At 37.5% G+C, this 26,532-nt stretch carries 23 protein-coding genes and 1 tRNA gene; 10 read left to right on the plus strand and 14 right to left on the minus strand.

What is annotated here, in order from left to right:
- Positions 1-2 precede the first annotated feature (2 nt).
- From G9H65_RS05705 to G9H65_RS05715, 3 genes are read left to right on the plus strand one after another with little or no spacing between them, the layout of a single operon-like run.
- Positions 3-392 (plus strand): hypothetical protein, encoded by a 390-nt coding sequence (locus G9H65_RS05705; protein ID WP_166374387.1) that lies wholly within the window; start codon positions 3-5, stop codon positions 390-392.
- Positions 367-1,005 (plus strand): SCO family protein, encoded by a 639-nt coding sequence (locus G9H65_RS05710; protein ID WP_166374388.1) that lies wholly within the window; start codon positions 367-369, stop codon positions 1,003-1,005. The genes G9H65_RS05705 and G9H65_RS05710 overlap by 26 nt, the downstream gene beginning before the upstream one ends.
- Complete coding sequence (locus G9H65_RS05715; protein ID WP_166374389.1) at positions 1,006-1,437, plus strand: c-type cytochrome; 432 nt, start codon at positions 1,006-1,008, stop codon at positions 1,435-1,437.
- Here the strand turns inward: G9H65_RS05715 and lptC are convergent.
- Together lptC and G9H65_RS05725 are read right to left on the minus strand one after the other, a co-directional pair.
- A complete protein-coding gene (gene lptC / locus G9H65_RS05720; protein ID WP_166374390.1) occupies positions 1,434-1,979 on the minus strand; it encodes an LPS export ABC transporter periplasmic protein LptC in 546 nt (181 codons plus the stop codon). The genes G9H65_RS05715 and lptC overlap by 4 nt on opposite strands.
- A gap of 8 nt (positions 1,980-1,987) precedes the next feature.
- Positions 1,988-3,322 carry a porin family protein gene (locus G9H65_RS05725; protein ID WP_166374391.1) on the minus strand — a complete coding sequence of 445 codons (1,335 nt, stop codon included), beginning with the start codon at positions 3,320-3,322 and terminating at the stop codon, positions 1,988-1,990.
- 92 nt (positions 3,323-3,414) lie between these two features.
- Here G9H65_RS05725 and G9H65_RS05730 point away from each other — a divergent pair, with 92 nt between their 5' ends.
- Entirely contained in the window at positions 3,415-4,503 is a 1,089-nt protein-coding gene (locus tag G9H65_RS05730) for a mechanosensitive ion channel family protein (RefSeq protein ID WP_166374392.1), read from the plus strand.
- On the opposite strand, the gene G9H65_RS05735 is transcribed toward G9H65_RS05730, so the two are convergent.
- The 7 genes from G9H65_RS05735 to lhgO all read right to left on the minus strand — a co-directional run bounded on the left by G9H65_RS05735 (position 4,500) and on the right by lhgO (position 14,419).
- Positions 4,500-5,639 carry a 2-isopropylmalate synthase gene (locus tag G9H65_RS05735; protein ID WP_166374393.1) on the minus strand — a complete coding sequence of 380 codons (1,140 nt, stop codon included), beginning with the start codon at positions 5,637-5,639 and terminating at the stop codon, positions 4,500-4,502. The two genes, G9H65_RS05730 and G9H65_RS05735, sit on opposite strands and share 4 nt — an antisense overlap.
- Positions 5,640-6,111: 472 nt before the next feature.
- Positions 6,112-7,155 (minus strand): ketol-acid reductoisomerase, encoded by a 1,044-nt coding sequence (gene ilvC, locus G9H65_RS05740; protein ID WP_166374394.1) that lies wholly within the window; start codon positions 7,153-7,155, stop codon positions 6,112-6,114.
- Between the two features lie 56 nt (positions 7,156-7,211).
- On the minus strand, positions 7,212-7,745 hold the full coding sequence (gene ilvN, locus G9H65_RS05745) for an acetolactate synthase small subunit (protein WP_166374395.1): 534 nt from the start codon (positions 7,743-7,745) through the stop codon (positions 7,212-7,214).
- Positions 7,746-7,752: 7 nt separating this feature from the next.
- A complete protein-coding gene (gene ilvB / locus G9H65_RS05750; RefSeq protein WP_166374396.1) occupies positions 7,753-9,495 on the minus strand; it encodes a biosynthetic-type acetolactate synthase large subunit in 1,743 nt (580 codons plus the stop codon).
- An 87-nt stretch (positions 9,496-9,582) separates the two neighbouring features.
- A complete protein-coding gene (gene ilvD / locus G9H65_RS05755; protein WP_166374397.1) occupies positions 9,583-11,259 on the minus strand; it encodes a dihydroxy-acid dehydratase in 1,677 nt (558 codons plus the stop codon).
- 119 nt (positions 11,260-11,378) lie between these two features.
- A complete protein-coding gene (locus tag G9H65_RS05760) occupies positions 11,379-13,142 on the minus strand; it encodes an ABC transporter ATP-binding protein (RefSeq protein ID WP_166374398.1) in 1,764 nt (587 codons plus the stop codon).
- A 77-nt stretch (positions 13,143-13,219) separates the two neighbouring features.
- Positions 13,220-14,419, minus strand: a complete 1,200-nt coding sequence (gene lhgO / locus G9H65_RS05765; protein WP_166374399.1) for an L-2-hydroxyglutarate oxidase — start codon at positions 14,417-14,419, stop codon at positions 13,220-13,222.
- A gap of 363 nt (positions 14,420-14,782) precedes the next feature.
- Here lhgO and G9H65_RS05770 point away from each other — a divergent pair, with 363 nt between their 5' ends.
- The 3 genes from G9H65_RS05770 (at position 14,783) to G9H65_RS05780 (ending at position 16,788) form a co-directional block, all read left to right on the plus strand.
- Positions 14,783-15,979, plus strand: a complete 1,197-nt coding sequence (locus G9H65_RS05770) for an anhydro-N-acetylmuramic acid kinase (RefSeq protein ID WP_166374400.1) — start codon at positions 14,783-14,785, stop codon at positions 15,977-15,979.
- A gap of 8 nt (positions 15,980-15,987) precedes the next feature.
- Positions 15,988-16,704: an RluA family pseudouridine synthase gene (locus G9H65_RS05775; RefSeq protein ID WP_166374401.1), complete on the plus strand. Its 717-nt coding sequence runs from the start codon at positions 15,988-15,990 to the stop codon at positions 16,702-16,704.
- Positions 16,705-16,716: 12 nt separating this feature from the next.
- Positions 16,717-16,788: transfer RNA gene (locus tag G9H65_RS05780), tRNA-Arg, on the plus strand.
- A gap of 672 nt (positions 16,789-17,460) precedes the next feature.
- Here the strand turns inward: G9H65_RS05780 and G9H65_RS05785 are convergent.
- Positions 17,461-18,426, minus strand: a complete 966-nt coding sequence (locus G9H65_RS05785) for a ClpXP adapter SpxH family protein (RefSeq protein WP_235927471.1) — start codon at positions 18,424-18,426, stop codon at positions 17,461-17,463.
- A 265-nt stretch (positions 18,427-18,691) separates the two neighbouring features.
- Here G9H65_RS05785 and G9H65_RS05790 point away from each other — a divergent pair, with 265 nt between their 5' ends.
- Positions 18,692-19,054, plus strand: a complete 363-nt coding sequence (locus tag G9H65_RS05790; RefSeq protein ID WP_166374402.1) for a winged helix-turn-helix transcriptional regulator — start codon at positions 18,692-18,694, stop codon at positions 19,052-19,054.
- A 620-nt stretch (positions 19,055-19,674) separates the two neighbouring features.
- Here G9H65_RS05790 and G9H65_RS05795 read toward each other — a convergent pair.
- The gene (locus G9H65_RS05795) at positions 19,675-19,827 is read right to left on the minus strand and encodes a hypothetical protein (RefSeq protein ID WP_166374403.1); all 153 of its coding nucleotides are present in this window, start codon (positions 19,825-19,827) and stop codon (positions 19,675-19,677) included.
- 545 nt (positions 19,828-20,372) lie between these two features.
- Complete coding sequence (locus tag G9H65_RS05800) at positions 20,373-21,041, minus strand: hypothetical protein (RefSeq protein WP_166374404.1); 669 nt, start codon at positions 21,039-21,041, stop codon at positions 20,373-20,375.
- A 61-nt stretch (positions 21,042-21,102) separates the two neighbouring features.
- Here G9H65_RS05800 and G9H65_RS05805 point away from each other — a divergent pair, with 61 nt between their 5' ends.
- On the plus strand, positions 21,103-22,005 hold the full coding sequence (locus G9H65_RS05805) for a CorA family divalent cation transporter (RefSeq protein ID WP_166374405.1): 903 nt from the start codon (positions 21,103-21,105) through the stop codon (positions 22,003-22,005).
- Between the two features lie 206 nt (positions 22,006-22,211).
- Here the strand turns inward: G9H65_RS05805 and G9H65_RS05810 are convergent, their stop codons facing one another.
- Positions 22,212-22,898, minus strand: coding sequence for an alpha/beta family hydrolase (locus G9H65_RS05810; RefSeq protein ID WP_166374406.1), 687 nt, complete (start codon positions 22,896-22,898; stop codon positions 22,212-22,214).
- A 20-nt stretch (positions 22,899-22,918) separates the two neighbouring features.
- Positions 22,919-23,827, minus strand: a complete 909-nt coding sequence (locus G9H65_RS05815) for a LysR family transcriptional regulator (protein WP_166374407.1) — start codon at positions 23,825-23,827, stop codon at positions 22,919-22,921.
- Positions 23,828-23,941: 114 nt separating this feature from the next.
- On the opposite strand from G9H65_RS05815, the gene katG reads away from it, so the two are divergent.
- A complete protein-coding gene (katG, locus tag G9H65_RS05820; RefSeq protein WP_166374408.1) occupies positions 23,942-26,194 on the plus strand; it encodes a catalase/peroxidase HPI in 2,253 nt (750 codons plus the stop codon).
- Positions 26,195-26,532 lie beyond the last annotated feature (338 nt).

Below are 26,532 nucleotides of genomic sequence, written 5' to 3' on the forward strand. Positions count from 1 at the left end.
ATATGAAAACAATATTCCATTTAATTGTAATCACTGTTGTTCTGACATCATGTAATCAGTCGGAAGAAACCGCAGTGAAAGAACTAAATGATTCTGTCATGACGCTACATGATGAATTAATGCCTAAGACCGAACAAATCATTCAATTAAAAACGAGTTTGGATAGTTTGAATAAAGGTCCCGATTCTGTCCATGTTAAAAAGTTGATTCAATCGCTGGATAAGGCGGATAGTGAAATGATGCAATGGATGCATCAGTTTTCCATAGATTCTCTGTCTACTATGGATTTCAAAGCGAAGCTCATGTACTTACATGAGCAATTGAATAAATTAAAAACCGTAGAAACATTAACAGACTCCACCCTAAATGCCGCCAATCAATATAAAAAATAAGTTGGGAGGACTATTTTTCTTTTCCATCCTTCTATTTACTGCTTGTCAAGAAAAAAAAACATTACCCATACTAGGGCATAAGGATACTGTAGTAAAACAAGGAAAAATAGATACCATTTATCACCAAATTCCATCCTTTCAATTTTTAAATCAGGATTCAACTTGGGTAAGTGACAAAAACTTCGAAGGGAAGATTTATATAGCTGATTTTTTCTTTACCTCATGCCCTACCATTTGTCCAAAAATGAAAACGCAGATGTTGCGTTTGTACGAACGATATGCCAATGAAAACCAAATTGCTTTATTGTCGTTTAGTATAGATCCAGACTTTGACCGTCCGCATGTGTTGAATGCTTACGCAACTAGATTACAAGTCAAAGCACCTAAATGGAATTTGGTCACTGGAGAAAAGTCCAAAATCTATGAATTAGGACAAAAAAGTTTCATGGTCACAGCACAAGAAGACAAAAATGAAGCAGGTGGATTTGTACATAGTGGGGCTTTCATTTTAGTGGATAAGCAGCGACATGTGAGAGGGATATATGATGGAACAAAGGAACAAGAGGTCAATCATTTAATGGAAGACATTGAACTATTATTGAAAGAAAAATAAATGAGAATTAAGCAAGCATTTTGGGGCCTAATCGCTGCTAGTATACTACTAGTTATTCACTCCTCCTGTCAAAGCAAAGAAGAAATTTTCAGGCAGCAATATGTGGTGGAAGGAATGATGCAATATGAGAAACACTGTGAAAATTGCCATCAGAAGGATGGTTCGGGATTAAAAGATTTGTATCCACCATTAGCTAAAACAGACCTTTGGAAAAGACTTAATGCGAGTCAAATTGCTTGCATCATCAAAAATGGTCAAAAAGAGGCAATTTTAGTGAATCAAAAATCATATCAAAATTACATGCCAGGAAACAGTAAATTAGAAGCACTGGATGTAGCTGAAATTGTGACTTATCTGCGAGATAAATGGGGTAATGACCCTCGGATTTTTTCCTTAGATAGTGCTCGATTGGCTTTAAAGAACTGTAATTAGTTGGTCGGTAAGCTCTCCACTGTCAAGACAGAATTAGTTACATGACGTAATGAATAATGGGTAAAATCTTGAGCAGCGTCCATTCCGACACCGTAAATGATTTCTTTCTTGGTACGAATTTGAACTGGCTTATCGGTGAATACTCGCTTTTCCTCGGGCAACCAAGTAAATTCCTCAGTCTTTAATGTTTCTGCTTGTTGAACATTAAAAATCACCACATTACCCATCATTTTATACGAATTCTTTTGTCTAAAAAAATGAGCGGAATCTCCCCTAACTTGAGAAGTCACATTTCCCATTTTATCGTAAAACCATAGTTTCACTTCTTTAGGGTATACTCGATCTTCAGAATATAGGGTAATTTGGGAAGGTGTGACCATTCGAACTACGGTTCTTGCCGAGTCAGAATAAACCATGTCAATATCTGTTAATTCAGATTTTGGGCCCACATAAATCAGATTTTTAGCCGTTTTTTCTTCTCGACAAGCCAGAGAGACAATGGACAAAACAAGCAGCAAAAAGAGATTTCTCAAATCGCGCATGGCAGGTGTTAGTTGAGTTTCACCTTTTGGAACCAAAGATCACTAAGCGTTAAACCAATGGTAATACGTTGGTATTGTTCTTCCAAACCATTATCAGCCAAAACGCCTCGTTTCCCAATTTGGTAGGCAATATTCAAGAAAGAAAGATTTCTTAATGGCAAAGCAACACCTAGACTGAAATATTTATCAACGGCATATTTGCTATTACCTAAGTAATCATAGGGCGTCGTGGAATAACTGAAACCGGCACGATAGGTCGCTCTTTTAAAATAGTTGGAGATTGCTTCAAAATCAGGCGTATACTCTCCGCCTATTGACCAGCGAGAACTAACCGGTAGCTTGGTAGACCGCCCTAAATTATTATCCACTTTGGTCCAATCCGTTCTGGAATAATCTATTCCGATCATCCAGTTAGCTAATTTTTCTAAGCTAACTCCAAAATGCTGTGTGACAGGGAGGTTTTGAGTAAACGGAGTTGACTTATTTAAGGTATCTGCATTGATGGCCGTAATTCCAGAGAGATCCATGATAGCAAAGCGCTTCAATTGTTTTGAACTTAGTGTAGAACTAAGGTCAAAGGATGTTCCAAAATTGACATAAAGGTCATTTTTCAATTGTTTGCGATAGGCCAAACCACCTCTAAAAAGGAAATCAGAATAATCAATTCTATTTTCTAATTGGATTTTATAGTACTGACCATCGGATAAATTCTGGGTAGACACATTACGATTTACCGTTCCAAATAAATAATCAATTCCGAACCCTAGGTAAAACTCTTTACCAATTCTTACACCATTATTAATCGACAACTTAGTTACTCCACCTTTACCATCATAACTGTAAATCAAGCTATCTACTCCCAACAGGTTCAAACGGCGAAATGAACGAGTAGCATATTCCACGGATGAGTGAGGACGGATTCCTATAGAGGCAGTCCAGCGGCTCGTAATAGGTAAAGTTAAATTAAGGGAATGATAATTTCCTCCAAAGATTTGTTGGCGTTGACGCGAATCTTGTAATTCTTTTAGTTCTGTTTTGGCACCAACTTCAAAAACCGTATATCTATTTCTTGCTAATAGAGCTGGGTTAATCATATTGGCATATATTCCATTGGAATTGGATACACCTAAACCACCCATCATGGCATTACTTGGGCTTCCTCCCTCATCTAGTTCACCCATTCCAATGTAAGATAGTGGTGAATTTAATATGGTTTGGCCGGAAGTTTCAAAGGAAAAAACGGCACTAATAAATAAGCTAAGTGCTAGAAACAAGACGCGGCTTGTTTTTAATTTAGTATTTTGGATAATCAAAGGACGAAGAATCATAAAATAATTTACCATACAGCTTAGCCTGTAAGTCTGCAAAGGTCGTACTTTTTTTTCACATTCGACTAAGTTATTCTCTATATTTGGGGTCAAAATTGATAATTCAGATGAGAGAAGCATTGGCTAATTGGTATTTATTGGAAAATTCGGCGGAGGACATATTATTTTTTATTGGAATATTGATTGTTGGCTTAATCATGAGAAGGTTCTTTTCCAATTCCTTTTCCAAAATCATTTTTCGTTTTTTGCCAAATCAATTTATTCAGGTTCAAGATTGTATACAGTTGTTGAGAAAGCCCGTAGAGCTTTTGTTGTTCTGGATCTTTTTGTACTTCAGTGTTCAATATTTGCATGTTCCTAGTGCTTGGAATTTTAATCCTGTTGAAAAATTTGGTTTATTGTATTTATTACAAAAAGCATTTGAAACTGCTGTTATCATCACCTTTACCTGGTTGGTAGTTCGGTTGTTAAAGGTGATTATTTTAATAGCCCAACAAAAATGGCAAGGAGTAGAACAAAAGTCAAAACAACAATTCATTCCATTCCTGAACGATTTAGGTATGGTGTTTATTATGGCTGGTTCTGGATTTGTCTTATTGGGTCGTGTGTTTCAAGTAGATGTAATGGCCCTCATTACTGGATTAGGATTAGGAGGTTTGGCTTTGGCATTGGCGGCAAGAGAAACCTTAGAAAATTTATTTGCTTCGTTCACCATTTTTTTGGATTTACCTTTTGTGGTCGGAGATAGTATTCAGGTTGGCAGTATTTCTGGTGATGTTGAAAAAATTGGCTTTAGAAGTACTAGATTGAGAGCTTTGGATGGAAATTTGATCATGATTCCTAACCGATTATTGACGTCACAGTCCTTGGAAAATATGAGTGAGCGAAACTTCCGTAGGGCGAAATATACCTTGTCATGCTCTCTACAGAGTAAACCTGACCAAATCCAAATGGTATTACCTCAAATAGAACAACTCATATTGGCAGAACCTCTATGTAAGAAAAAAGCCCCCAAAATTATATTTGAGGGCTTTGGTACTTATTCGTTGGATATCTCGGTTACATTTTTTGTTCAAACGAGTGATTATGGCAAATTCCAACACGTCAAACAAGAAATCAATTTGGCTATTTTAACCTGTTTACATGAAGCGGGAATCAGCTTAGTTAGCAGTGCCACAGCACCTAATATGAACTAGCCAACTAGTTCTTTTAAATCTTCATCATGAATCATTTTACGCTCGTCGGCCATAAGAAGGAAACGTGTGTATAATTTATCCAAATCCGGTTTTTCTAATTCAAAGCCTAACAACTGCAAACGGTGACGTAAGGCTGCACGTCCTGAACGGGAAGTTAATAGGATAGCAGATGAAGGCACACCTACATCTTCAGGATTCATGATCTCATAATTTTGAGCGTGTTTCAAGAAACCATCCTGGTGTATACCGGATGAGTGGGCAAACGCATTGGCTCCAACCACTGCTTTATTGGCTTGAACAGGCATACCCATCAAATTAGATACTAAATTACTGATCGGGAATAAATGTTTTGGATTAATTCCCGTAGTAAATCCTAAGTCCTTATGAACATTCAAAATCATAGCCACTTCTTCCAAAGACGTATTTCCAGCTCTTTCGCCAATTCCATTAATAGTAACTTCCACTTGACGAGCACCCGCTTGAATACCAGCAATGGTATTAGCTGTTGCTAATCCCAAATCATTATGATTGTGCATGGAGATAGTAGCCTGATGTATATTGTCCACATGCTCAAAAAGGTAAGTAATGCGGTGGTGCATTTGATGAGGTAATAAATAACCCGTAGTATCGGGTAAATTTACGACTGTTGCTCCCGCTTTAATGACTGCTTGGGTTAATTGAGCTAAGAAAGGTAAATCGGCCCGACCAGCATCTTCTGCAAAAAACTCTACGTCTTCTACATAGGATTTGGCATATTCAACTGCCCAAATTGCCTGCTCAATAATTTTTTCGCGAGTTGAATTGAATTTATGTTTAATGTGAACATCGGAAGCTCCAATTCCAGTGTGAATACGTGGCCTACGTGCAGGCTTTAGCGCCTCAGCTGCCGCATCAATGTCTTCTTTTCTTGCACGCGTTAAACCACAGACTGTTGCTTCCGTAATCACTTCTGCAATGGCTTTTACCGAAGCAAAATCACCCGGGGAAGAAATAGGGAAACCTGCCTCAATGATATCGACACCTAATTTTTCGAGTTCTTTCGCTACTTCAATTTTTTCCTCACGGTTTAACTGACAACCGGGTACTTGTTCCCCATCGCGTAAAGTAGTATCGAATATTTGTATACGATTATTCATAGGTTTGTTTCTGTTAATTGCTTAGCAAAACTAGCTTTAATTATATTACTAACCAAAAAGAACCTGCGCCACGAAGTGTGATATTTAGATTAAAAATCCATTAAAATTGAATTAAAAATAACAATTTAGAATTAAAATCTAAAATTTAACCACAAATAAGACCAAATAACTTTTATCTAACATTTGTCTAGAATAAAATTTTATTAAATAAAATCAATTTATTTTAATAATAATGTTTCCGATTTCTAATCACGAATGGCATGGTAGGGATTAAACAGGTAAAAACACGTTGATTTATCAAGTAGTCGATAGAATATCGACAATAAAAAAGTTTTGAAAATCGTTTAACGCTCAACGCTGTCAAGGTTTGAAACCTTGACAGCGTTAGGAAAAGGTGAGCGTTTTTGCATTTTTAGGCACAAAAAAGGGGGCAATTAATTGCCCCCTTTTTGTTTAATAGAAATCGCTATAACTAGCTACGCTCTGGACGAAGGCTACGTACCGCAGCACCAGCTCTCCACATTTCAGATTCACGTAATTCAGTTAATTCAGCTTCCAATTTTACACGGTAATCAGGCTGAGAGTTCAAATCGATTGAACGAGCAGCCTCCGCTTGAGTTTTTACGGAATTATATAATTTCTCAAATACTGGCTTAGTTGCTTCTTTGAATGGTCTCCACCAATCCAATGCACCACGTTGTGCGGTAGTAGAACAATTGGCATACATCCAATCCATTCCATTCTCAGCAACTAATGGCATCAAAGATTGAGTCAATTCTTCCACTGTCTCATTGAATGCTTCTGAAGGAGAGTGACCATTCTCGCGCAATACTTCATATTGTGCAGCAAAAATACCTTGGATAGCACCCATCAATGTACCACGTTCACCTGTTAAGTCGGAAGTAACTTCTTTGTAGAAATCTGTTTCAAACAAATATCCAGAGCCTACACCAATCGCCATAGCGATGCATTTCTCACGAGCTTTACCTGTAGCATCTTGATATACAGCAAAGGAAGAGTTCAATCCTTTTCCTTCTACGAACAAACGACGAAGTGAAGTACCAGAACCTTTAGGTGCTGCTAAGAATACATCCACATCTGCTGGAGGAATAATTCCTGTTTTCTCTTTATAAGTAATACCGAATCCGTGAGAGAAGTACAAGGACTTACCTGCTGTCAAGTATTTCTTCACTGTTGGCCACATTTCAATTTGAGCCGCATCTGAAAGCAAATAACAGATGATCGTTCCTTTTTGAAGCGCTTCTTCAATTTCAAATAAGTTTACACCAGGAACCCAGCCGTCTGCAACAGCCTTATCAAAGGTTTTTCCTTTACGTTGACCCACAATCACATTCAGACCATTGTCTTTCATGTTCAATGCTTGACCTGGACCTTGAACTCCATAACCAATAACTGCGATTGTTTGATCAGCCAATACCTCTCTAGCTTTCTCTAATGGAAACTCTTCTCTTGTTACTACATCTTCAACAACCCCACCGAAATTAATCTTTGCCATTTTCGTTTTTGTTTAATTTAAATTCTTGTCTAATTAATCTATGATACTTTCAAATTTTATACAATTTCCCAATTACCTTCTGGTAAATACTCCACTAAACCTTTTTCTGTTTTACCCACAGCCACTCTACCCGATTTGATATATTCCAATATTTCCCATTGCTTTAAATAAGCATAGAATTCATTGATTTCTTCTTCGGATCCATTTTTCTCTACCACAACATAATCTAAACCCCAATGAACGACTTTGGCGTTCCAATCCAAATTAATGGTTTTTACATCCAAAGATGGTGAACCCAAAGGCGTAGCTATTTTAAATAAGGCAATTTCATTGAATACAATTTCATCATCCAAATAACCAAAAACCGCTAATACGTCCGTAATCTTACGTATTTGACGAACCAATTTTTCTACAATCTCTCGATTCTCATTGCGAATCACAATGGTAAAACGAGACACTCCTTTACGCTCAGTTTCTGAAACAGTCAAACACTCAATATTCAGCCTTCTGCGCGTAAATATAATCGTGATGCGATTCAATAAACCAATCGTGTTGGTAGTAAATACAGATATCGTGTAAGTTGTTAACATATAGTTTCTACTCAAGCATTACTTTAGTCACACAAGCACCTGCTGGCACCATAGGGAATACATTCTCTTCTTTCTCACAAATAATCTCCAATAAATAAGGCTTATTCGAGTTCAACAAAGTATCCAAAGATTCTCCTAAATTATTTCGGTCACTTACCGTGTGTCCGTCAATTCCAAAACCTTTAGCAATGGTAATAAAATCTGGGTTTTGCAGTTCAACAAAAGAATAACGATTATCGAAGAACATGGATTGCCATTGGCGAACCATACCTAAGAAATTATTATTTAAGATGATGATCTTCACAGCTAAACCACTTTGTGCGATAGTTCCTAATTCTTGCAAAGTCATTTGGAAACCACCATCACCAATCACGGCAACGACCTCACGATCAGGAACGGCAACTTTCGCTCCAAAAGAAGCTGGCAAAGCAAAGCCCATGGTTCCTGCTCCTCCACTGGTTACGATGGAATTATGTTTTTTAAATCGGTAATAACGGTTGGTAATCATCTGGTGTTGACCAACATCTGTCACAACTACCGCTTCTCCTTTGGTCTTGTCAGATAATAAGGCAACAGCCTCTCCCATTTTGATTTGATTACCTTCGTGATATAAATCTTTCTTGGTAATCTTTTCATACTCCTCATCGTCATACTTCTGAAACTCGGCCCTCCACTCACTGTGGTCAGCTTTTTTCACTAAAGGAAGTAAGGCTTTCAAAGCGGCTTTGGCATCACCTACAACCGGCGCATCAGCTTTCACATTCTTATCAATCTCACTCGGATCAACTTCAATGTGCACGACTTTGGCTTGTTTGGCATAAGTACTTAAATCACCTGTGATACGGTCATCAAAACGCATACCAATGGCTATCAAAACATCGCATGAATTCGTTAACACATTGGCACCATAGTTTCCATGCATACCTGGCCAACCTACAAAAAGTGGATGGTCAGCATCCATAGCAGACATTCCTAAAAGAGTTGTAGCTACTGGAATACCAGTCTTTTCTACAAATTCCTTCAATTCGTTTTCTGCCTGGGCGATTAATACTCCATGACCAGCTAAAATGTATGGACGCTTAGCGCCATTGATCAATTTAGCTGCCGCCTCTACGTGCTCCTCTTTCGGCTCTAATCTAGGCTTATAAGATATAATCGATTCACATTTTTTGTATTCAAATGGAATCGACATTGTTTCTGCTTGGGCAGAACGAGTAATTTCAATTAAAACAGGACCTGGTCTACCAGTTTCGGCAATGTAAAATGCTTTGGCAATAATTTCAGGAATTTCGTTTGGATCAACAATTTGATAATTCCACTTAGTAATCGGCATGGACATACCAATGACATCACATTCCTGAAAAGCATCCGTTCCCAATAGATTGGCCCTTACTTGACCTACTATACATACCATAGGAGTCGAATCCAACATGGCATCAGCAATGGGTGTTATTAAATTTGTTGCTCCTGGACCAGAGGTCACTAAACAAACACCCGCCTTGTTCAGCATACGGGCATAGCCTTGCGCGGCATGGCCTGCACCTTGTTCATGGCGCACTAAAATATGCTTTAATTGATCCCGATAATCAAACAAAGCATCGTAGGTAGGCATAATGGCTCCACCTGGATATCCGAAAATGGTACTCACCCCCTGCTCAACCAACGATTGCATAACCGCTTGAGCCCCAGTTTTTAATTTTGAGGTTTGAGTTGATGTAGGTTGAGTAGCTTCTACTTGGGTTTTTCCCATGATTAATTGGTCTATATTTTGTTTCAGTTAAATGGTCCGACTAATTTAAGTCATACTCATCTAGAAAAAAATTGAATTGGTCATTTTTTACAAATCTGTGACACAACCAAGGCTGGCTGATGATACATTTTTGATATATTTTCTTAAAACACCCGAAGTATGTTCAGAAACCAATGGTTTCCAATGCTTACGGCGCTCAGCCAATTCTTCATCCGATACGTGTAAGATAATCTGATTATCTACAGCATCAATCGTAATTTTATCACCGTCTTTAACCAATCCAATATTCCCTCCTTCTTGCGCCTCTGGCGTCACGTGACCTACCACAAAACCGTGCGTTCCTCCAGAGAAACGTCCGTCTGTAATCATCGCCACACTATTCCCTAAACCCGCTCCCATCAAAGCAGAAGTTGGCTTTAGCATTTCTGGCATTCCTGGGCCTCCTTTAGGGCCTTCATTTCGAATAACGACCACATGACCTGGCTTAATTTCTCCTTTGGAAATATACTCTATTACCTCTTCTTCGCGCTCACATACTTTGGCAGTACCTTCAAAACGCTCCCCTTCTTTTCCTGTAATCTTCGCGACGGCACCTTCGGTAGCCAAATTGCCATATAATATTTGTAAGTGCCCCGTAGCTTTAATTGGCGTAGCTACTGGATATATAATTTTTTGTGTTTCAAAATTCAAATCTGGAGCTTCCGCTAAATTCTCCGCCATGGTCTTACCCGTTACCGTCATACATTCTCCATGTAAGTAGCCCTCTTTCCACAAATACTTCAAAATAGCTGGCATACCACCTATTGCTAACACATCTTCCATGTAATACTTACCGGAAGGTTTCAAATCAGCCAAAAGTGGAGTGCGATCCGAGATATCTTGAATATCCTTCAACGTAAATTTGATACCTGCTGAGTGAGCAATCGCTAAGTAATGTAAAACGGCATTGGTCGATCCTCCTAAGGCCATAACGACCGTCATGGCATTTTCAAAGGCATGACGAGTCATGATATCACGTGGACAAATATTTTTCTCCAACAACACTTTCATCGCCGCACCAATAGCTAAACATTCTTCTTTTTTACCTTCGTGAGTAGCAGGATAAGTGGATGAATTAGGTAGTACCAAACCCATAGCCTCCATCGAAGAAGCCATCGTATTAGCGGTATACATACCTCCACAAGCACCCGGACCAGGAATGGAATTGCGAATGACTCCTTCGTAATCTTCATCAGAAATATTTCCTGCGAATTTCTTACCCAATGCTTCGAAAGCCGACACGATATCTAATTTCTCTCCTTTATATAAACCCGATTTAATCGTTCCTCCGTAAACCAACATACTCGGACGATTCAAACGTGCCAAAGCCATCATTGCTCCAGGCATATTCTTGTCACAACCAACCACGGCAATTACTCCATCATACCACTGTGCCCCTACCACATTTTCAATGGAATCCGCAATAATATCACGAGATGGCAAAGAATAGCTCATGCCATCGTTTCCATTGGTCATACCATCCGACACACCAATCGTATGAAATATCAAACCTACCATGCCGTTCTCCTGAATTCCTTTTTTCACATGGACTGACAAACCATTTAAGTGCATATTGCATGGGTTACCTTCATAACCTGTACTAGCAATACCAATTTGTGCTTTTTGCATATCCTCAGAAGTCAATCCGATTCCATACAACATCGCCTTAGCTGCAGGGTTTGTAATCTCTTGAGTAAGAGTTTTAGAGAATTTATTTAATGACATAGTCTTTTGGTATGAAATTTTTTCAAACAACAAATATACACAATCCTATTTGTTCGAAACAAAAGATTCCCAAATAATGTATGGGTAATCAAGGAATTGCAAAATTTTTTAAAGGTATCTTACAAGCTTTCGCTGGATTTATTTTCTCCTACTTGTTGACGCCACATAGCATAATACAATCCTTTGCTATCAATAAGCTGCTCATGCGAACCTTGCTCGACGATACGTCCCTTTTCCAACACATATATTCGGGTAGCATGCATGATGGTCGATAAACGGTGTGCAATCAAAATCGTTAGATGCTCTGCTTCTTGTGAAATAGCTCGAATCGTTTCCGAAATTTCCTCTTCTGTTAGAGAATCTAACGCAGATGTAGCTTCATCAAAAACCAATAAATTGGGATCCCGCAATAATGCCCTGGCTATACTCAATCGCTGTTTTTCACCACCAGACACCTTCACTCCTCCCTCTCCAATCAAGGTATCCAATCCTTTATCGGCACGTGCCAAGAGTGTTTGACATGCTGCTTTTTCCAATACTTCCAAACAATGGGCATCCGTGGCATTGGGATTAACAAATAATAAATTTTCACGAATGGATCCTGAAAACAATTGAGTATCCTGAGTCACAAAACCAATCTTCTTTCTCAGTTGATCAAAGTCAATATGTTCTCCTTCTTCTCCATTATAAAAGACTTTCCCTTTTTTTGGACGGTACAATCCTACCAACAATTTTACTAAGGTTGATTTACCAGCTCCTGATGGACCCACAAATGCAATGGTTTCTCCACCTTTCACATCAAAACTGATATTATTCAAAGCCTCTGAATTTGCCGATTGATGCTGGAAACTAACTTGGTCAAATTGCAAGGTTTGAATGGAAGAAATCGCTTTAGGATTATCAGGTTTCTTTTCAATGGGAATATTTAAAATTTGCTCGAAATTTTGCAATGAAACTTCCGCTTCACGATAGGTATTCACCACATTACCAATCTCTTGCAAAGGATTGAATAAGAAGAAAGAATAGATATTTAAAGAATAAAACTGACCGATGGTGATTTGACCTTGATAAATCAAATAAATCAAGACTACAACCATAAGCATACGCAGTAAATTCACGCAAGTTCCTTGAACAAATGCCATAGAGCGTACATAACGCACTTTCTTTAGCTCTAACAATAAGATTTTTTCTGTGGTGGCATTCAAATGTCGAATTTCCTGATCTGCCAATCCCAAGGATTTTACTAATTCTATATTCCGTAGAGACTCTGTCGTGGAACCTGCTAAGGCGGTAGATTCTTTAACTATTTGAATTTGAATCGTTTTAATTTTCCGACTCAGGACGGATGAAACAAAAGCAATGAGCGGACCTGTCAATAAAAACAGAGGTAAAATCATCCAATGCACTGAAAAGGCATAAACCGAGATAAAAATCAAGGCTATAACTGATTGAAATAATATGTTGATACCGACTGTAATTAACTTCTCGACATCAATACGTACCTTTTGTAATTTTCCTAGTGTTTCTCCCGAACGTTGATCCTCAAAAGTTTCATAAGGTAATTCCAAGGAATGCCGAATACCGTCGGAATACAAATTGGCTCCCACCTTTTGGGTTACCGTATTGATGACGTAATCTTGAAAATTTTTAGCTACACGAGAAACGAATGCAACCCCAACTGAAGCCAAGGCCAAGGGCCAAATAGCTTGGATGAATTGATCCATCGTATGTGTATTCGATCGATATACAGCAGCTACATCATCAATGATTTTCCTAAAAATATAGGGGTCCATTAATGAAAAAATCTGGTTCGTGGCAGCGAGAGCTAGGGCTCCAACCACACGCCAGCGGTAATGACTTAAATAGGTAAATAATAATTTCATTGGGAATTATCTAATGGTGAAGGTAATATTCTTGAACGAGTTCAAGTGAATTTGGGTTCCCCAAGTCCCCAAAACGGCTAAAATCTAGTTAATGCCATCTCTGAAACCGTCTTACCTATAGATAAAGAAGAGGTGGCTGCGGGACTAGGTGCATTCAAAATATTAATAATTTTGGCATCTTCAATGATGGAGAAATCATCCAATAAACCACCGTTTCGGTCACAAGCTTGCGCACGAACACCTGCCCCCCCTTCCACTAAATCTTGCTCTTGAATTTCGGGAATTAACACTTGCAAAGCTTTGGTAAATGCTTCTTTGGAAAAGCTACGGTACATTTCACCCAAACCAGTTTCCCAGTATTTGGCAGCCACTTTTTGAAAACCTGGCCATGTTAAGGTATTCCAAAGTTCTTTGAAATCAACCCCCATTTTCTTGTACCCTTCCTTTTTAAATGCTAAAACTGCATTAGGTCCAGCCTCCACACCACCACGCATCATGCGAGTAAAGTGAACTCCTAAAAATGGGAAGTTAGGATCTGGAACGGGATAAATGAGGTTTTTAACTAAATATTCTTTCTCTTTTCTCAATTTAAAATACTCCCCTCTAAAAGGTACAATTCGCACATCTAAAGGCTCTCTTTGAGACAATTGGGCCACTTCGTCAGAATACAAACCTGCACAATTAATAATCAATTTGGTTTCATAAACGCCTTTAATCGTTTCAACTATGGAATAGCTAATACCTTTAGTAATACCTATTACTTGTTCATTTAAATGAATCGTACAACCTGCCTGTTGGATTTTTTCAGCCAATTTAGCCGCTACAACACGGTAATCCACGATTCCTGTTTGTGGAACCCACATACCCTCTACCCCAGTCACATAAGGTTCATGTTCTTGCATTTCAGCCAAAGACAGTTTCTTTAGACCTTCCAAACCATTTTGTTGACCTCGTTGATATAAATTTTCCAATTGACTCCGCTGATCGTGATTACTTGCCACCACGATTTTACCAGTCAACTCAAAAGGAATAGATTCACGATCGCAAAATTCAATCAATTGATGATATCCTTCAATGCAATTCTTGGCTTTTAAGGAGCCTGGTTTATAATACAATCCCGAGTGAATGACTCCGGAATTGTTCCCTGTTTGATGCAGAGAAACCATATTTTCCTTTTCAAATAAAGCAATTTGCAAATCGGGTTTTGCTTCTAATAATCGATGAGCTGTTGCTAGACCTACAATCCCACCACCTACAATAATTACATCTAAAGCCATGTATATCCAATTGTTTAAAAATGATACAAATATACAGAATCGGGAAATGGAATTCTCAATAAATAATCAGGTGTTTGATTATTTATGTCATCTTGAAAGTCGCTTTTTTTGTAGCTTTGCGATTGCTATGCATGGGGTTAAGATTAGGGGTTTGTTAATGTGTTTATTACTTAAGTTATGCTAACTATAAGTTAAGTTAAGTTAAGTTAGTTTAGTTTAGTTTAATGGCACTAAGATTTGACAACTTTTGAAAAGTTGTCAAATCTAGTTGTCAAATCAAGTCAAATCTAGCAGTCCAATCTACCATGCCATGATGTTATTCATTAGAATAACTGATGCACCATTTTAAACCATCAATAAAAATTGAATCCACAAATCGCCCAATTATACCAGATTGCTCAAAAACCTAGTCGATTGATTCTAGGCTTAATGTCGGGTACCTCCTTGGATGGTTTAGACCTGGCTCTTTGTCGGTTTAGTGGATTTGGCTTACAGACACAAGTAGAATTAGTCAAACACCATACCATCCCCTATCCTGAGGAATTCAAACAATCTATTCGGGAAGTATTTGCTAAGGATCAGATTCATTTCCCTAGCTTATCTACATTAAATGCACAAATTGGACGGTTACATGCTCAATTTATTCTAGACAGCTTGCAAAGCTGGGGAATTGCGCCAAAAGAAGTTGATGCCATTGCCTCGCATGGTCAAACGGTAATGCATCGTCCGATGCGTTCTGGAAATTTGCCCAACTCAACCTTGCAGATTGGCGATGCTGATCATATAGCGCATTTGACAGGCATTATTACCTTATCCGATTTCCGCCAAAAGCATATAGCAGGTGGTGGCGAAGGAGCCCCATTGGCAGTGTATGGTGATTATTTTTTATTCTCAAAAAAAGAGGAACATCGTATCTTACTAAACATTGGCGGGATAGGAAACTTTACGTATTTGTCGGCCAGTCAAGACCCCAAAGATATTTTAGTTACCGATACCGGACCAGGAAATACTTTATTAGATGCATTCGTGCGCCAACATTTCCCAGGTTTTCATTATGATAAAGATGCACGGCTAGCTCGACAAGGAATTTTGCATATACCATTATTAGACTCCTTATTAAATTTACCTTTTTTCAATGAGGCTTTTCCTAAAAGTACGGGGCCCGAATATTTCAATCTAGAACTATTGAACCAAGTTATCCATAAAAATGGGTATTCGTTAACGCCAGTAGATACCTTGAGAACCCTGACAGAATTAACCGCTCAAAGTATCTCTAATGCCATGCAAAATTATATTCCAGCGATTCAAACGATACATTGCAACTTGATTGTGAGTGGTGGTGGTGGCAAAAATCCCTTATTAATGGAGCGATTAAGCAAAATTAATCCCAAGTTGAAAGTCGTCGAATCAGACCAGTTGGGTATAGCCTCTGAAGCTAAGGAAGCTGTGCTTTTTGCCTTGTTGGCCAACGAGACATTGATGGATGACCAAGTGGCTTCGAATAGACGATTGGGGGATTCCCCTTGGTTAAGTTTAGGAAAAATTAGCCTACCGAACTAAATTTGTCTATGAAATGGAAATTAGAGGACGCTATCCTTTTCGAAAACAGCGATTTTTTTGTCATCAATAAACCTTCTGGAATCTCCACACTAGACGAGCGAAAAGACGTGTTTGCTCCGAATATTTTACGATTGGCCAAGGCTTATTCAGATGATGCACAGGTAGGTCATCGCCTAGATAAAGAGACCTCGGGTGCTTTGGTGATAGCCAAAAATCCAGAGGCGTATCGACATATTTCCATGCAATTTGAGCATCGAGAAACAGCCAAGCGCTACCATGCGGTGGTGGAAGGTATGCACGATTGGGATGGGATGTTGGTCAATCTACCCATTCTACCCTTAAAAGATGGCATTGTGGTTATCGATCGCGCGAAAGGAAAACATGCTGAAACCTGGTTTCAAACGCTGAAAGTTTACAAAAACTATACCTTAGTCGAGTGCATGCCCATCACCGGACGAATGCACCAGATTCGTATACATTTGGCATGCTTAAAGGCTCCCATAGTAGCGGATGCCATGTATGGAGGCAAGGATATTTATTTATCGGAATTAAAGAAGAAGTTTCATCTCAAACAAGATACAGAGGAGTTGCCCTTGATTCGTCGAGTGGCATTACATGCACATAGCTTGAGTTTCAATTTGTTGGATGGTAGCCCTATCACGGTCGAGGCTCCCTACCCGAAAGATTTCGGAGTGCTTGTCAAACAGTTGGAGAAGTTTTCGTAATTTTGATTCCTTGGCTCCGTAGTTCAATGGATAGAATGTAGGTTTCCGGTACCTAATATGAAGGTTCGATTCCTTCCGGGGTCACAAAATGATGAATCAGTCAAATATGAGGACATTTCGACAAGAGATGTCCTTTTTTATTTGGGTTGAAAATGGAACTTGTGCAGCAGATTTGTGTAGCAAAATCAAATATGTAGAGATTTGATAAACATAAAAATTAGTCAAATCCAAGAGACACAGGTTAGGAAGTAATTAATCTATTCTTGGTTTCCAGTACCTAATATGAGGCCGGGGTCGTGTTCGACTCGATTCCTTCCGGGGTCACACATTAAATAGAGAGAGTTTTTCACTAAAACTCTCTCTATTTTTTTAAACTTGTGCAGCAGATTTGTGTAGCAGAACATTCAAAAAACATCAAATTGCTGAACCAAAAAATCCAAATATGGTCTTTAAATCAAATAAACACCCATTGGGGCATCATGTAAGTTTACGTTACATAATATGAGGCCGGGGTCGCGTTCGACTCGATTCCTTCCGGGGTCACACATTAAATAGAGAGGGTTTTTCAATGAAACTCTCTCTATTTTTTTAAACTTGTGCAGCAGATTTGTGCAGCAAAACATTCAAAAACCATCCAATTGCTCCACAAAAAGAACTGAATACATGATAAGACATTCTATGGTGAATAAATTCACTTCATTCAAATTACAAGAAGTCTATTTATTTAATTTCCAACACGAATAATTTGAAAAGATATTAGCGGATTACACTATTCAATTTCCAAAGTGCACCTTGTTTTGTAGTTAATTTTTCTAGTTTTCCCATAGATACCAAATCGTCTAAATATTTTTCACATTCGCTTCTTGGTGTTCCTGTCAGTTCAGAATATTCTCTTGCTGTCAGTGAACAATACTGTGAAAAGATTGAACTCCACGCCTTCTCATAATTAGTTTTGTTAGCATTTGGATACAATTTAAGCAAAGCATTCTCAAAAGTGTTATAAGGTTTCGAACCATAAACCATTTCTCTATTTCCTGTGATATCAGTAAAAAACATTGTTGGAAACCCTCTTACACTTAACTCTCTTCCTAATTTTAAATCTTCTTCAAATAGCTCTTTTGCATTTCCTTCGTAATCAACTTCAAATTTAATAACATCAAGTCCAACTTTTTTTCCTGCTAATTCTAAATGTTCCCATTTTGTAATGTTCATTTTTTGAAGAAAAACCATTTCTCGTATTTCTCGAAGAAATAAAATTGCCTTTTCATTGTCTTGCATTTGGGCTGCTTTGAAAGCAATTGAAGGGGGATAAGAAGAAGCTAATGGATCTTCTAACCAAACATCCCCGTCAATCGGCATATCATAATAAGCACTTACTTCGTCCCAATGATGTGCTACATCCGAAGGTTTGCTAATACCACCACTATTATAACTCCAATTAGGTAATAGACCACCCATTCTGTAGTCAATTTCAAAATTGTTTCCGTATTCCATTTTGAGTTTTCGTAGTTGTGGTTCAATGCCCCAACAAGAAGAACAAATCGGATCGGTGTAATAAATTATTTTTACAGGTTTTTTCTTAGCAAAAACAGAATAGCCTTCTGTTGAATTTGATGAAATAGTTGGTATTTCGCAAATACCTGTTTCAGGGTTACACATTAATGGGTTGTTACTTTCCATTTTCTTTTTTGTTTGAGCTTGGAAATCCAAGTGACCAAGCATTATTTATATTTCCACTATTATTAGCTTTCAATTTTAAAATACCTTACAAAACAGGCAGTGTGGTGTAATCTTACATCCTAGAAATCAACGCATTTTTAACCTTATATACATGCACAGATTTTTTGAAGTTTTAAATTGAAGCTAATCCTACAAAACTACTGGACATATAATGTATTTTTGATATTAATTTCCTAATGGAAAGTGGTTTCCTATTGGATACTAACTGTCGGATCCGTATTTTTCAAAACGTACATTTGTGAAGTCCATGAAAAAAAATGCAGAAATAAATGCAACACCTGTTTGTCAAGTAAGAATGCAAGCAATTAGTGATGCCATGAGTCTATTGTCGGGTAAATGGAAGTTCCATATTTTGGGAACACTCATTGCAGGCAATAAATTAGGATTTATGGATTTGTTAAGAGAAATAGATGGAATTGGGAGTAAAATGCTTTCAAAAGAACTTCAAGATTTGGAAATGAACAATTTGGTTAGTCGAACCGTAATGGACACAAAGCCAATAACCGTTGAATATTCAATTACAAAATATGGCAAAACACTTTCCGCAGTGATTGATGAACTGGCTAATTGGGGAATAGAATATCGTAAAGCACTGTATAAAAAAAATTAAAAGGCAACTTCATTCATTTTGCGTGAAGTTCAACCTTTCAATTTCCTGATAGTTACATACTCAATCATAGAATTATTGCTGTATCTTTTGTCTGTAAGGGAGGTATAAATTAAATAGAGGTCAACAACTTCCTCCAATTTACACGAAGTTTGAGGCATCCTAATTTGTAAAACCTTTGACCAGTAAATATTAAAATACCCCATCGGGTCATAATTTAGCTTTCAGGAACCTAATATGAGGCCGGGGTCGCGTTCGACTCGATTTAGTATATTATTATCAACCATATTCCATTGATAATCAGATTGATTGAAAATAGTTAAAGACATTAAGTGGAGTATTCTGATTGTCAGTAAATGGATGCCCATAGCATTAGTTTGCTAGCACCAAACTTATATAGCTTAGATTTTGCTCAATCGTTACGAGAAACCTTTAAAATTATATATTCGTTTTAGAATAGGGTATAATAAATGTATAGAAATACCTACCCAAAAGTATGTTCAGGGGCGACAAATTACAAGATTTTATAATCCCAAGGAATATGATATTCAGGCTGTTTATTCTTGAGAATGCATTCTAGAATTAAATATATTTTTAATTATTGTCTAAGACACTTAATTATACTAAGAGGTCAATGTTTGATCCGTATTAAGTAAAAAATGTAGAGGATTCAAAGCTAGCATTTCTTCCGTATTCCAAGATTCTAATTGGGGACTTTCCCACTCTTTACGATTTGGTTGTTGTGAGTTATCTTTCAATGATTCAGTATCTTTCATTCGATAAAAATTTAAGGTTAAAGGAAAGATTAAATTTAAAAAACAAAATCAGAATATCAATGATTTCCTGTAGGGAAATTATTGAACAAATCCTCCTTGTCATAATTATTTTGCATTCAACCGATCACTCTAATTTTCAGGCTTTGCCAATTTTATTCAATTTTTATTAATCGATTTAAATCTAGTGCATATTAACCATTCCAAGGAGCTAGGTTTAAGAGTTTCTTTAATCAAGTTCAATAAAAATTTAAGGGGATTTAATGCTATGGATTCTACCACCTCCCAATGAGTCAAGCTTGGGTTGCACCATGTCTTACTAGTTTGAAAATCTTTAGCTTTAGCTTTAGCTTTAGCTTCCGAATGATCTTTCATGCTTAGTTTAAATTTTAGTAAACTAAATATAAACTAAGAATTGGTAAATTAAAGTAGATTAAATGCTGAAATTTTCAAAGCATTGGGCACAACTTATTCCACATTAAAGTTTCAAAATGAAACTTAATTCATTAGAAAATAGATCGATACAAAGGCTATTTAAGACAAACTTCTTAATTCAAATTCAAACCAATCGCAATTCCCCAATAAGGCTTTTGTTGATAAATCCATTTTGAGGCATTTTCATCCATCAACTGATCAAATCCATAGGCTATTCCTAAGGTAAAATTATTGATGGCAATAATGCCAGCTAGGCCTTTGGAAAAAACAATACCTTGGTAATCATATGTAATCTGTGATTGACTTACTCCTTGATGAATCGCAGTACTTCCAAAACCCAAAAAAGCCCCATAAGAAAGCCCAAAATGATCAATTTCCCTTTTGAATAAACTCCTAGGGGTTTTATTGTATCGAATGTAGAATCGATCACTACGCTTGCCAAAATACACAGATGCGTTGATCTCCGTATTCATCTGGGTAGGTATACCATTCACTGAACCATGTATTTTGACGGGTATAGCCAATAAATCTAAATCAAACGTTCCCTTTCGTAAAATCAAATTACCCGTACTTTGAGACATAACTGGTGGAAGCGTTTTTTCTACATTGACGACATCCGTACTCTTCGAAATCAGATGCAAAGTATCCTCGGTAACCTCAACTAAAACTTTAGTATGATTCAATTGATAAACACCATCAACCAAATCATATTTAGGGGTATTTTTAATGATGCTACAACTTCCCAAAAGTATAATGAGGCTGAAATAAACGAGAATCCGCATATTTGATTAGTTTTGATATGTAAGTTATCAAATAGATATAAATACAAAATTAAATATATTTATGCCAACGCAATACTTTGAAAATAAAAGCAATCAAATGCTTTGGATTGATGTAACAAACCCAAGCAAATTAGAGCTAGAAGAGCTTAGTAATCGTTTTTCATTGAACAAATATGCTCTTTCTGATTGCCTTCAACCTGACCATTTGCCCAAACATGAAGACATGTATGGAACCCATTTTATCATTACTCGAGTACAAACCGACCTTTTATCAAACCAACCTGCTTCCATTCAGTCCATGTCCACCAAAATAGCATTTTTCTATAGGCCTGGATTATTAATTAGTGTCCACCGATTGCCACATTCATTTATTGATATCATTCGTGAGAAATATTTTGATCAGGGAATATTTGAACAAGTTGAATCCATCGTAGCTAAAATGTTATGGCATATTTTGCATTCGTATGAAGCTCTGGCGGTTAATCTCTCCAATGAAATGGATGATTTTGAAAGTAAGGTCTTTTCTCAAAATCTTAGCCCTAAAATGCTATCCGAGCTATATCAAATAAAACGTAAAGCGCTCATAAGCAAAAAACTATTATTGTTTAGTCAAGAAGCAATTAGCTCTGTAAAATTACCTGAAAACCAAGGCGATATAATCCAAGATGCGCGCGACTTACATCAGAAACTACTTCATATTTATGACCAAATACACGAAGATGTTTCCAACCTTGTTAGTTTCTATCTATCCATTTCAGCCCAAAAAACCAATGAAGTCATTAAAGTCTTGACCATATTTTCCGTCTTTTTTATGCCTTTAACTTTTTTGGTAGGAATCTACGGAATGAATTTTGACTATATGCCCGAATTACGAATATCTTGGGCCTATCCAAGCTTGCTGCTCATCATGTGCCTAATTAGTGCTCTAATTTTTGTCTGGTTTCGAAGAAAAAAGTGGCTCTAATTTAATACCTTATTAGCTTATCGTCATGTACATTCGAATTACAAAGTAGCAATGATATACTGAAAATATATCCACAAGCTTGTCAAAAATACCATTGAGCAAGTGATCTATATCATATTCATTTTACTAACATGGTAAAATTCCGAACCTATGCAATATTTGAACGCTACTGAATATATGAAATAGCCGTTTAATCATTAATTGGACTATTCCCATTTCATTAAGACACGTTCTATTTCTGTTTTAACTCGTAGCAAATCCTGCTCATTCAAGTTAAAATCGTGATCCACATCCACAAAGGATAATTGAATCTGGGGTGATAAAGTATACTGATTGACCATATCCTTTCCTCCATAAGGGTCTCTCTCTCCCTGAAAAATCATCATCGGCTTTTCTAACCTCGCTAAATGAGCTGTACGAAATGCAGCATCACCCTCTTCTGGACTCCTAAAGGGATATCCTAAACAAATAATATAGTCGACTGGCATGTGATTCGCTATACTACTAATTACAATAGAACCAGCTGATCTGGCCAACACAACCAAATGTATGGTTTGTTTCGACTTCCTCTGAATATACCTAGATACCACTCGTGTGCGAAATTCTAGACTTGAAATACGATTTAAAACAAATAAAAGGAAGTCGAACAGCTGCCTTTGTACCAACACAACATAAACAGCCCGCAAAAAAGGAAGAAGCAGATGCTTTCCTAAAAACTTACCTGGACCTATTTTTCTCATAAAAAGAAAACGGATACGGTCCATGGGATCAAACCTGATTTCAAATCCACTTAATTGCAAATTGCCTAAAACCTCTTGATATAAAGAACTATCTCGATCGAGCGCTTCTCTACCTAAAACCAACAGGATTTTATTTTTACCTTTTAAACTCATCCCCTATAGAATCCTGTTTATCAAATAGCATCCTGTTTTAAAAAATGATTTACTAATTGTGCAATATCAAGGGAAAACTGTTTCACTATGTTCCATTTGGCATATGGTCGGTAAAAACATAAACTAACTTCTCTAGAAATAGAATTTCCTTCCATTTTCAACACTTGCATTTGTCGTTGATCATTCAAATTTCGTAAATATAATTCAGGAAGTAATGTCATACCTTGAAATTCATCCACCAAATTCAATAAGGTATCAAAGGTATTTGACTCAAATAACAAGTTGGTGGGCAAATGCTTGTTCTTTTTGAGGTCGCACCATTGAATAATTTGATCCCGTAAACAATGTCCCTCTTGCAATAAAAATATGCGTTGCTTGGCCAGTTCCTCTTTCTGAATAGACCTTCTTCCTTCATCCAAATATCCATAAACATGCAATGGCTCTTGATATAACAAGGTCGTTTCCAAATCATTCGATGCTATGGGGGTACTCAATATTCCTATATCCAATTTCCCTTCACGTAAATTTTTCATCAATTGATTGGTGGTCACTTCATATATTTCTAAGACCAATTGTGGATACTTTTCTAAAATAGGTTTCAAAATAATGGGCATTAATGATGACGCGATCGTCGGTATTATTCCCACTTTTACCCTTCCTTCTATCTTACTATGAATGGCTTTGGAAGAAGCCAAAAGCGCATTCGCATGTGCTACCACTTGCTGAGCATGAACCAATATCTCCCTTCCATTTTCAGTCAATACAATCGGATTTGCCTTCCTATCAAAAATGACAATATCCAATTGCTCTTCCAATTTTTTTACCATAGCACTCAAAGTAGCTTGTGTCACATGGCAATAATCGGCCGCCTTGCTAAAACTTTTAAACTGGTCAACAGCTAAAACATATTCCAATTGATGAATATTCATGTATATAGATTTTATCTATGACAAATATAGAAAAATTCAGTTTTATCTATTGGACTATTACGTCTAATTTCACATCATCAGCTATTAAAAATAAAATCACAAAATCAATTTATCATGAAAAAACTGTTCATATTAAGTGGATTACTAGTATCTGCGACATTACAAGCGCAAGAATACAATCCTCATCATGGCGCAGCTGGAGCACATCCTACTGGTCCTAAAGAAGCGGGTACAAACAACAAAGATTGGTGGCCAAGCTTATTGAATGTAAGTATGCTTCGTCAAAATTCTGAAAAGTCGAATCCCATGGGGCCGAACTTCAATTACATCAAGGCCTTTAATAGCTTGGATTACTTCGCACTAAAAAAGGATATCGCTGAGGTTTTGACAAAATCACAAGAATGGTGGCCTGCCGATTTCGGTAATTACGGTCCCTTGTTTATACGTATGGCTTGGCATAGTGCAGGAACTTACCGAACTGGTGATGGTCGTGGTGGTTCTCGTGCGGGACAACAACGCTTTGCTCCTTTGAACAGTTGGCCCGACAATGCCAACCTAGATAAGGCCCGTCGATTACTATGGCCTATCAAACAAAAATATGGAGATAAAATTTCTTGGGCTGACTTAATGGTGTTGACTGGCAATGTGTCTCTAGAACAAATGGGATTCAAAACATTTGGATTTGCGGGTGGCAGAACTGACGTATGGGAACCAGAAAGCAATGTTTATTGGGGTTCTGAAAAGAAATGGCTCGACGATAAAAACCGTTATTCAGGAGATAGGAAATTAGAAAATCCATTAGCAGCCGTTCAGATGGGTTTAATATATGTTAATCCCGAGGGTCCCAAAGGCGTACCTGATCCAATAGCAGCCGCCAAAGACATCAGGGAGACTTTTGGAAGAATGGGGATGAATGATGAAGAAACGGTGGCATTGATTGCAGGTGGACATACATTCGGGAAAACACATGGAAAAGGTCCTGCAAGCAACGTTGGTCCAGATCCAGAAGCTGCCGGAATAGAAGAGCAAGGATTAGGATGGAAAAGCACGTATCAATCTGGTAAAGGAAAAGATGCCATTACTTCTGGCTTAGAAGTGACTTGGACATCCACTCCTATCAAATGGGGAATTGGATTCTTGAAAATACTATTCAATAATGAATGGGAATTAACGAAAAGTCCAGCGGGTGCTAACCAATGGGTAGCCAAAAATGGAAAAGCCATCATTCCAGATGCTTTTGATCCCAATAAAAAGCAATTGCCGACCATGTTGACTACTGACCTTTCTATGCGTATGGATCCGGTTTATGAAAAAATATCAAAGAGGTATTTAGAAAATCCAGAAGAGTTTGCCAAAGCATTCGCCAAAGCTTGGTTCAAATTAACGCATCGTGATATGGGACCGAGCTCTACCTATTTAGGGCCTGAGGCTCCGAAAGAAGCGTTAGTTTGGCAAGACCCAATACCCGCTGTCAATCATCCACTGATCAATCAACAGGACATCGTGAATCTCAAGTCAAAATTATTGAACTCAGGTTTATCCATCAGTGAATTAGTGAGTACTGCCTGGGCGTCTGCCTCCACATTTCGTGGATCTGACCGTCGAGGTGGTGCCAACGGAGCCCGTATTCGCTTATTACCACAAAGAAACTGGGAAGTAAACAATCCCAAGCAATTAGAAAAGGTATTAGCCGTATTAGAAAAAATCCAACAAGATTTCAACGCAAATTCAGGTAAAAAGAAAGTTTCTTTAGCTGATTTAATTGTTCTTGGAGGAAATGCAGCCATTGAAAAAGCTGCTAAAAATGCAGGACAATCCATCCAAGTTCCATTTACGCCAGGCAGAATGGATGCTAGTCAAGCACAAACAGATGTTAATTCATTTGCCGTATTAGAACCGATGGCAGATGGCTTCCGTAATTATTTGAAAACTCGATATACATTATCTACAGAAGAGTTACTCATCGACAAAGCTCAGCTATTGACCTTAACAGCTCCAGAGATGACGGTATTAGTAGGTGGTATGCGAGCACTAAACACGAATTACAATGGTTCGAAACATGGCATTTTTACGAATAAAAAAGATGCTCTGACGAATGACTTCTTTCTTAATCTATTGGAAATGGGAACCACTTGGAAACCAAGTTCGGATACCAAGGAAGAATTTATAGGAACAGATAGTCAAACAGGTACCATCAAAGCTAGTGCGACTCGAGCTGATTTAATTTTTGGATCGAATTCGGAATTACGTGCTCTAGCTGAGGTATATGCCACAAAAGATGCTCAGGGAAAATTTGTTGGTGATTTTGTTAAAGCATGGACCAAAGTAATGAACCTTGACCGTTTTGATTTAGTGTATAAAAAATAGGTATATATAGATTTGATTGAATGGAAAAGCCGACTCCTTTGGGGTCGGCTTTTATGTTTTTGGGGATTGTTAACCGGTATGAGCTTGGTCTTTCTATATTTTAATAATCATCTATTCATTTATAACTTTTCAAAGTTTTAATGTTTATATATTAAACAAGAAATCTGTGTTAAGACTTGTTAAAGTTTTATTAAAATGCGACAAAATTCTACTTTTGAGCTACGAATCTCCAAATGCATGCCTCTAAATAATATCCTATTTATTAGTTCCCTTTCGAATGAAGCTCTTTCATGAAGCATCCATGGCAATAGAATCGAAAATCGAATACAAATATGTCG

It is taken from the genome of Aquirufa ecclesiirivi, from assembly GCF_011250515.1.
Classification (GTDB): domain Bacteria; phylum Bacteroidota; class Bacteroidia; order Cytophagales; family Spirosomataceae; genus Aquirufa; species Aquirufa ecclesiirivi.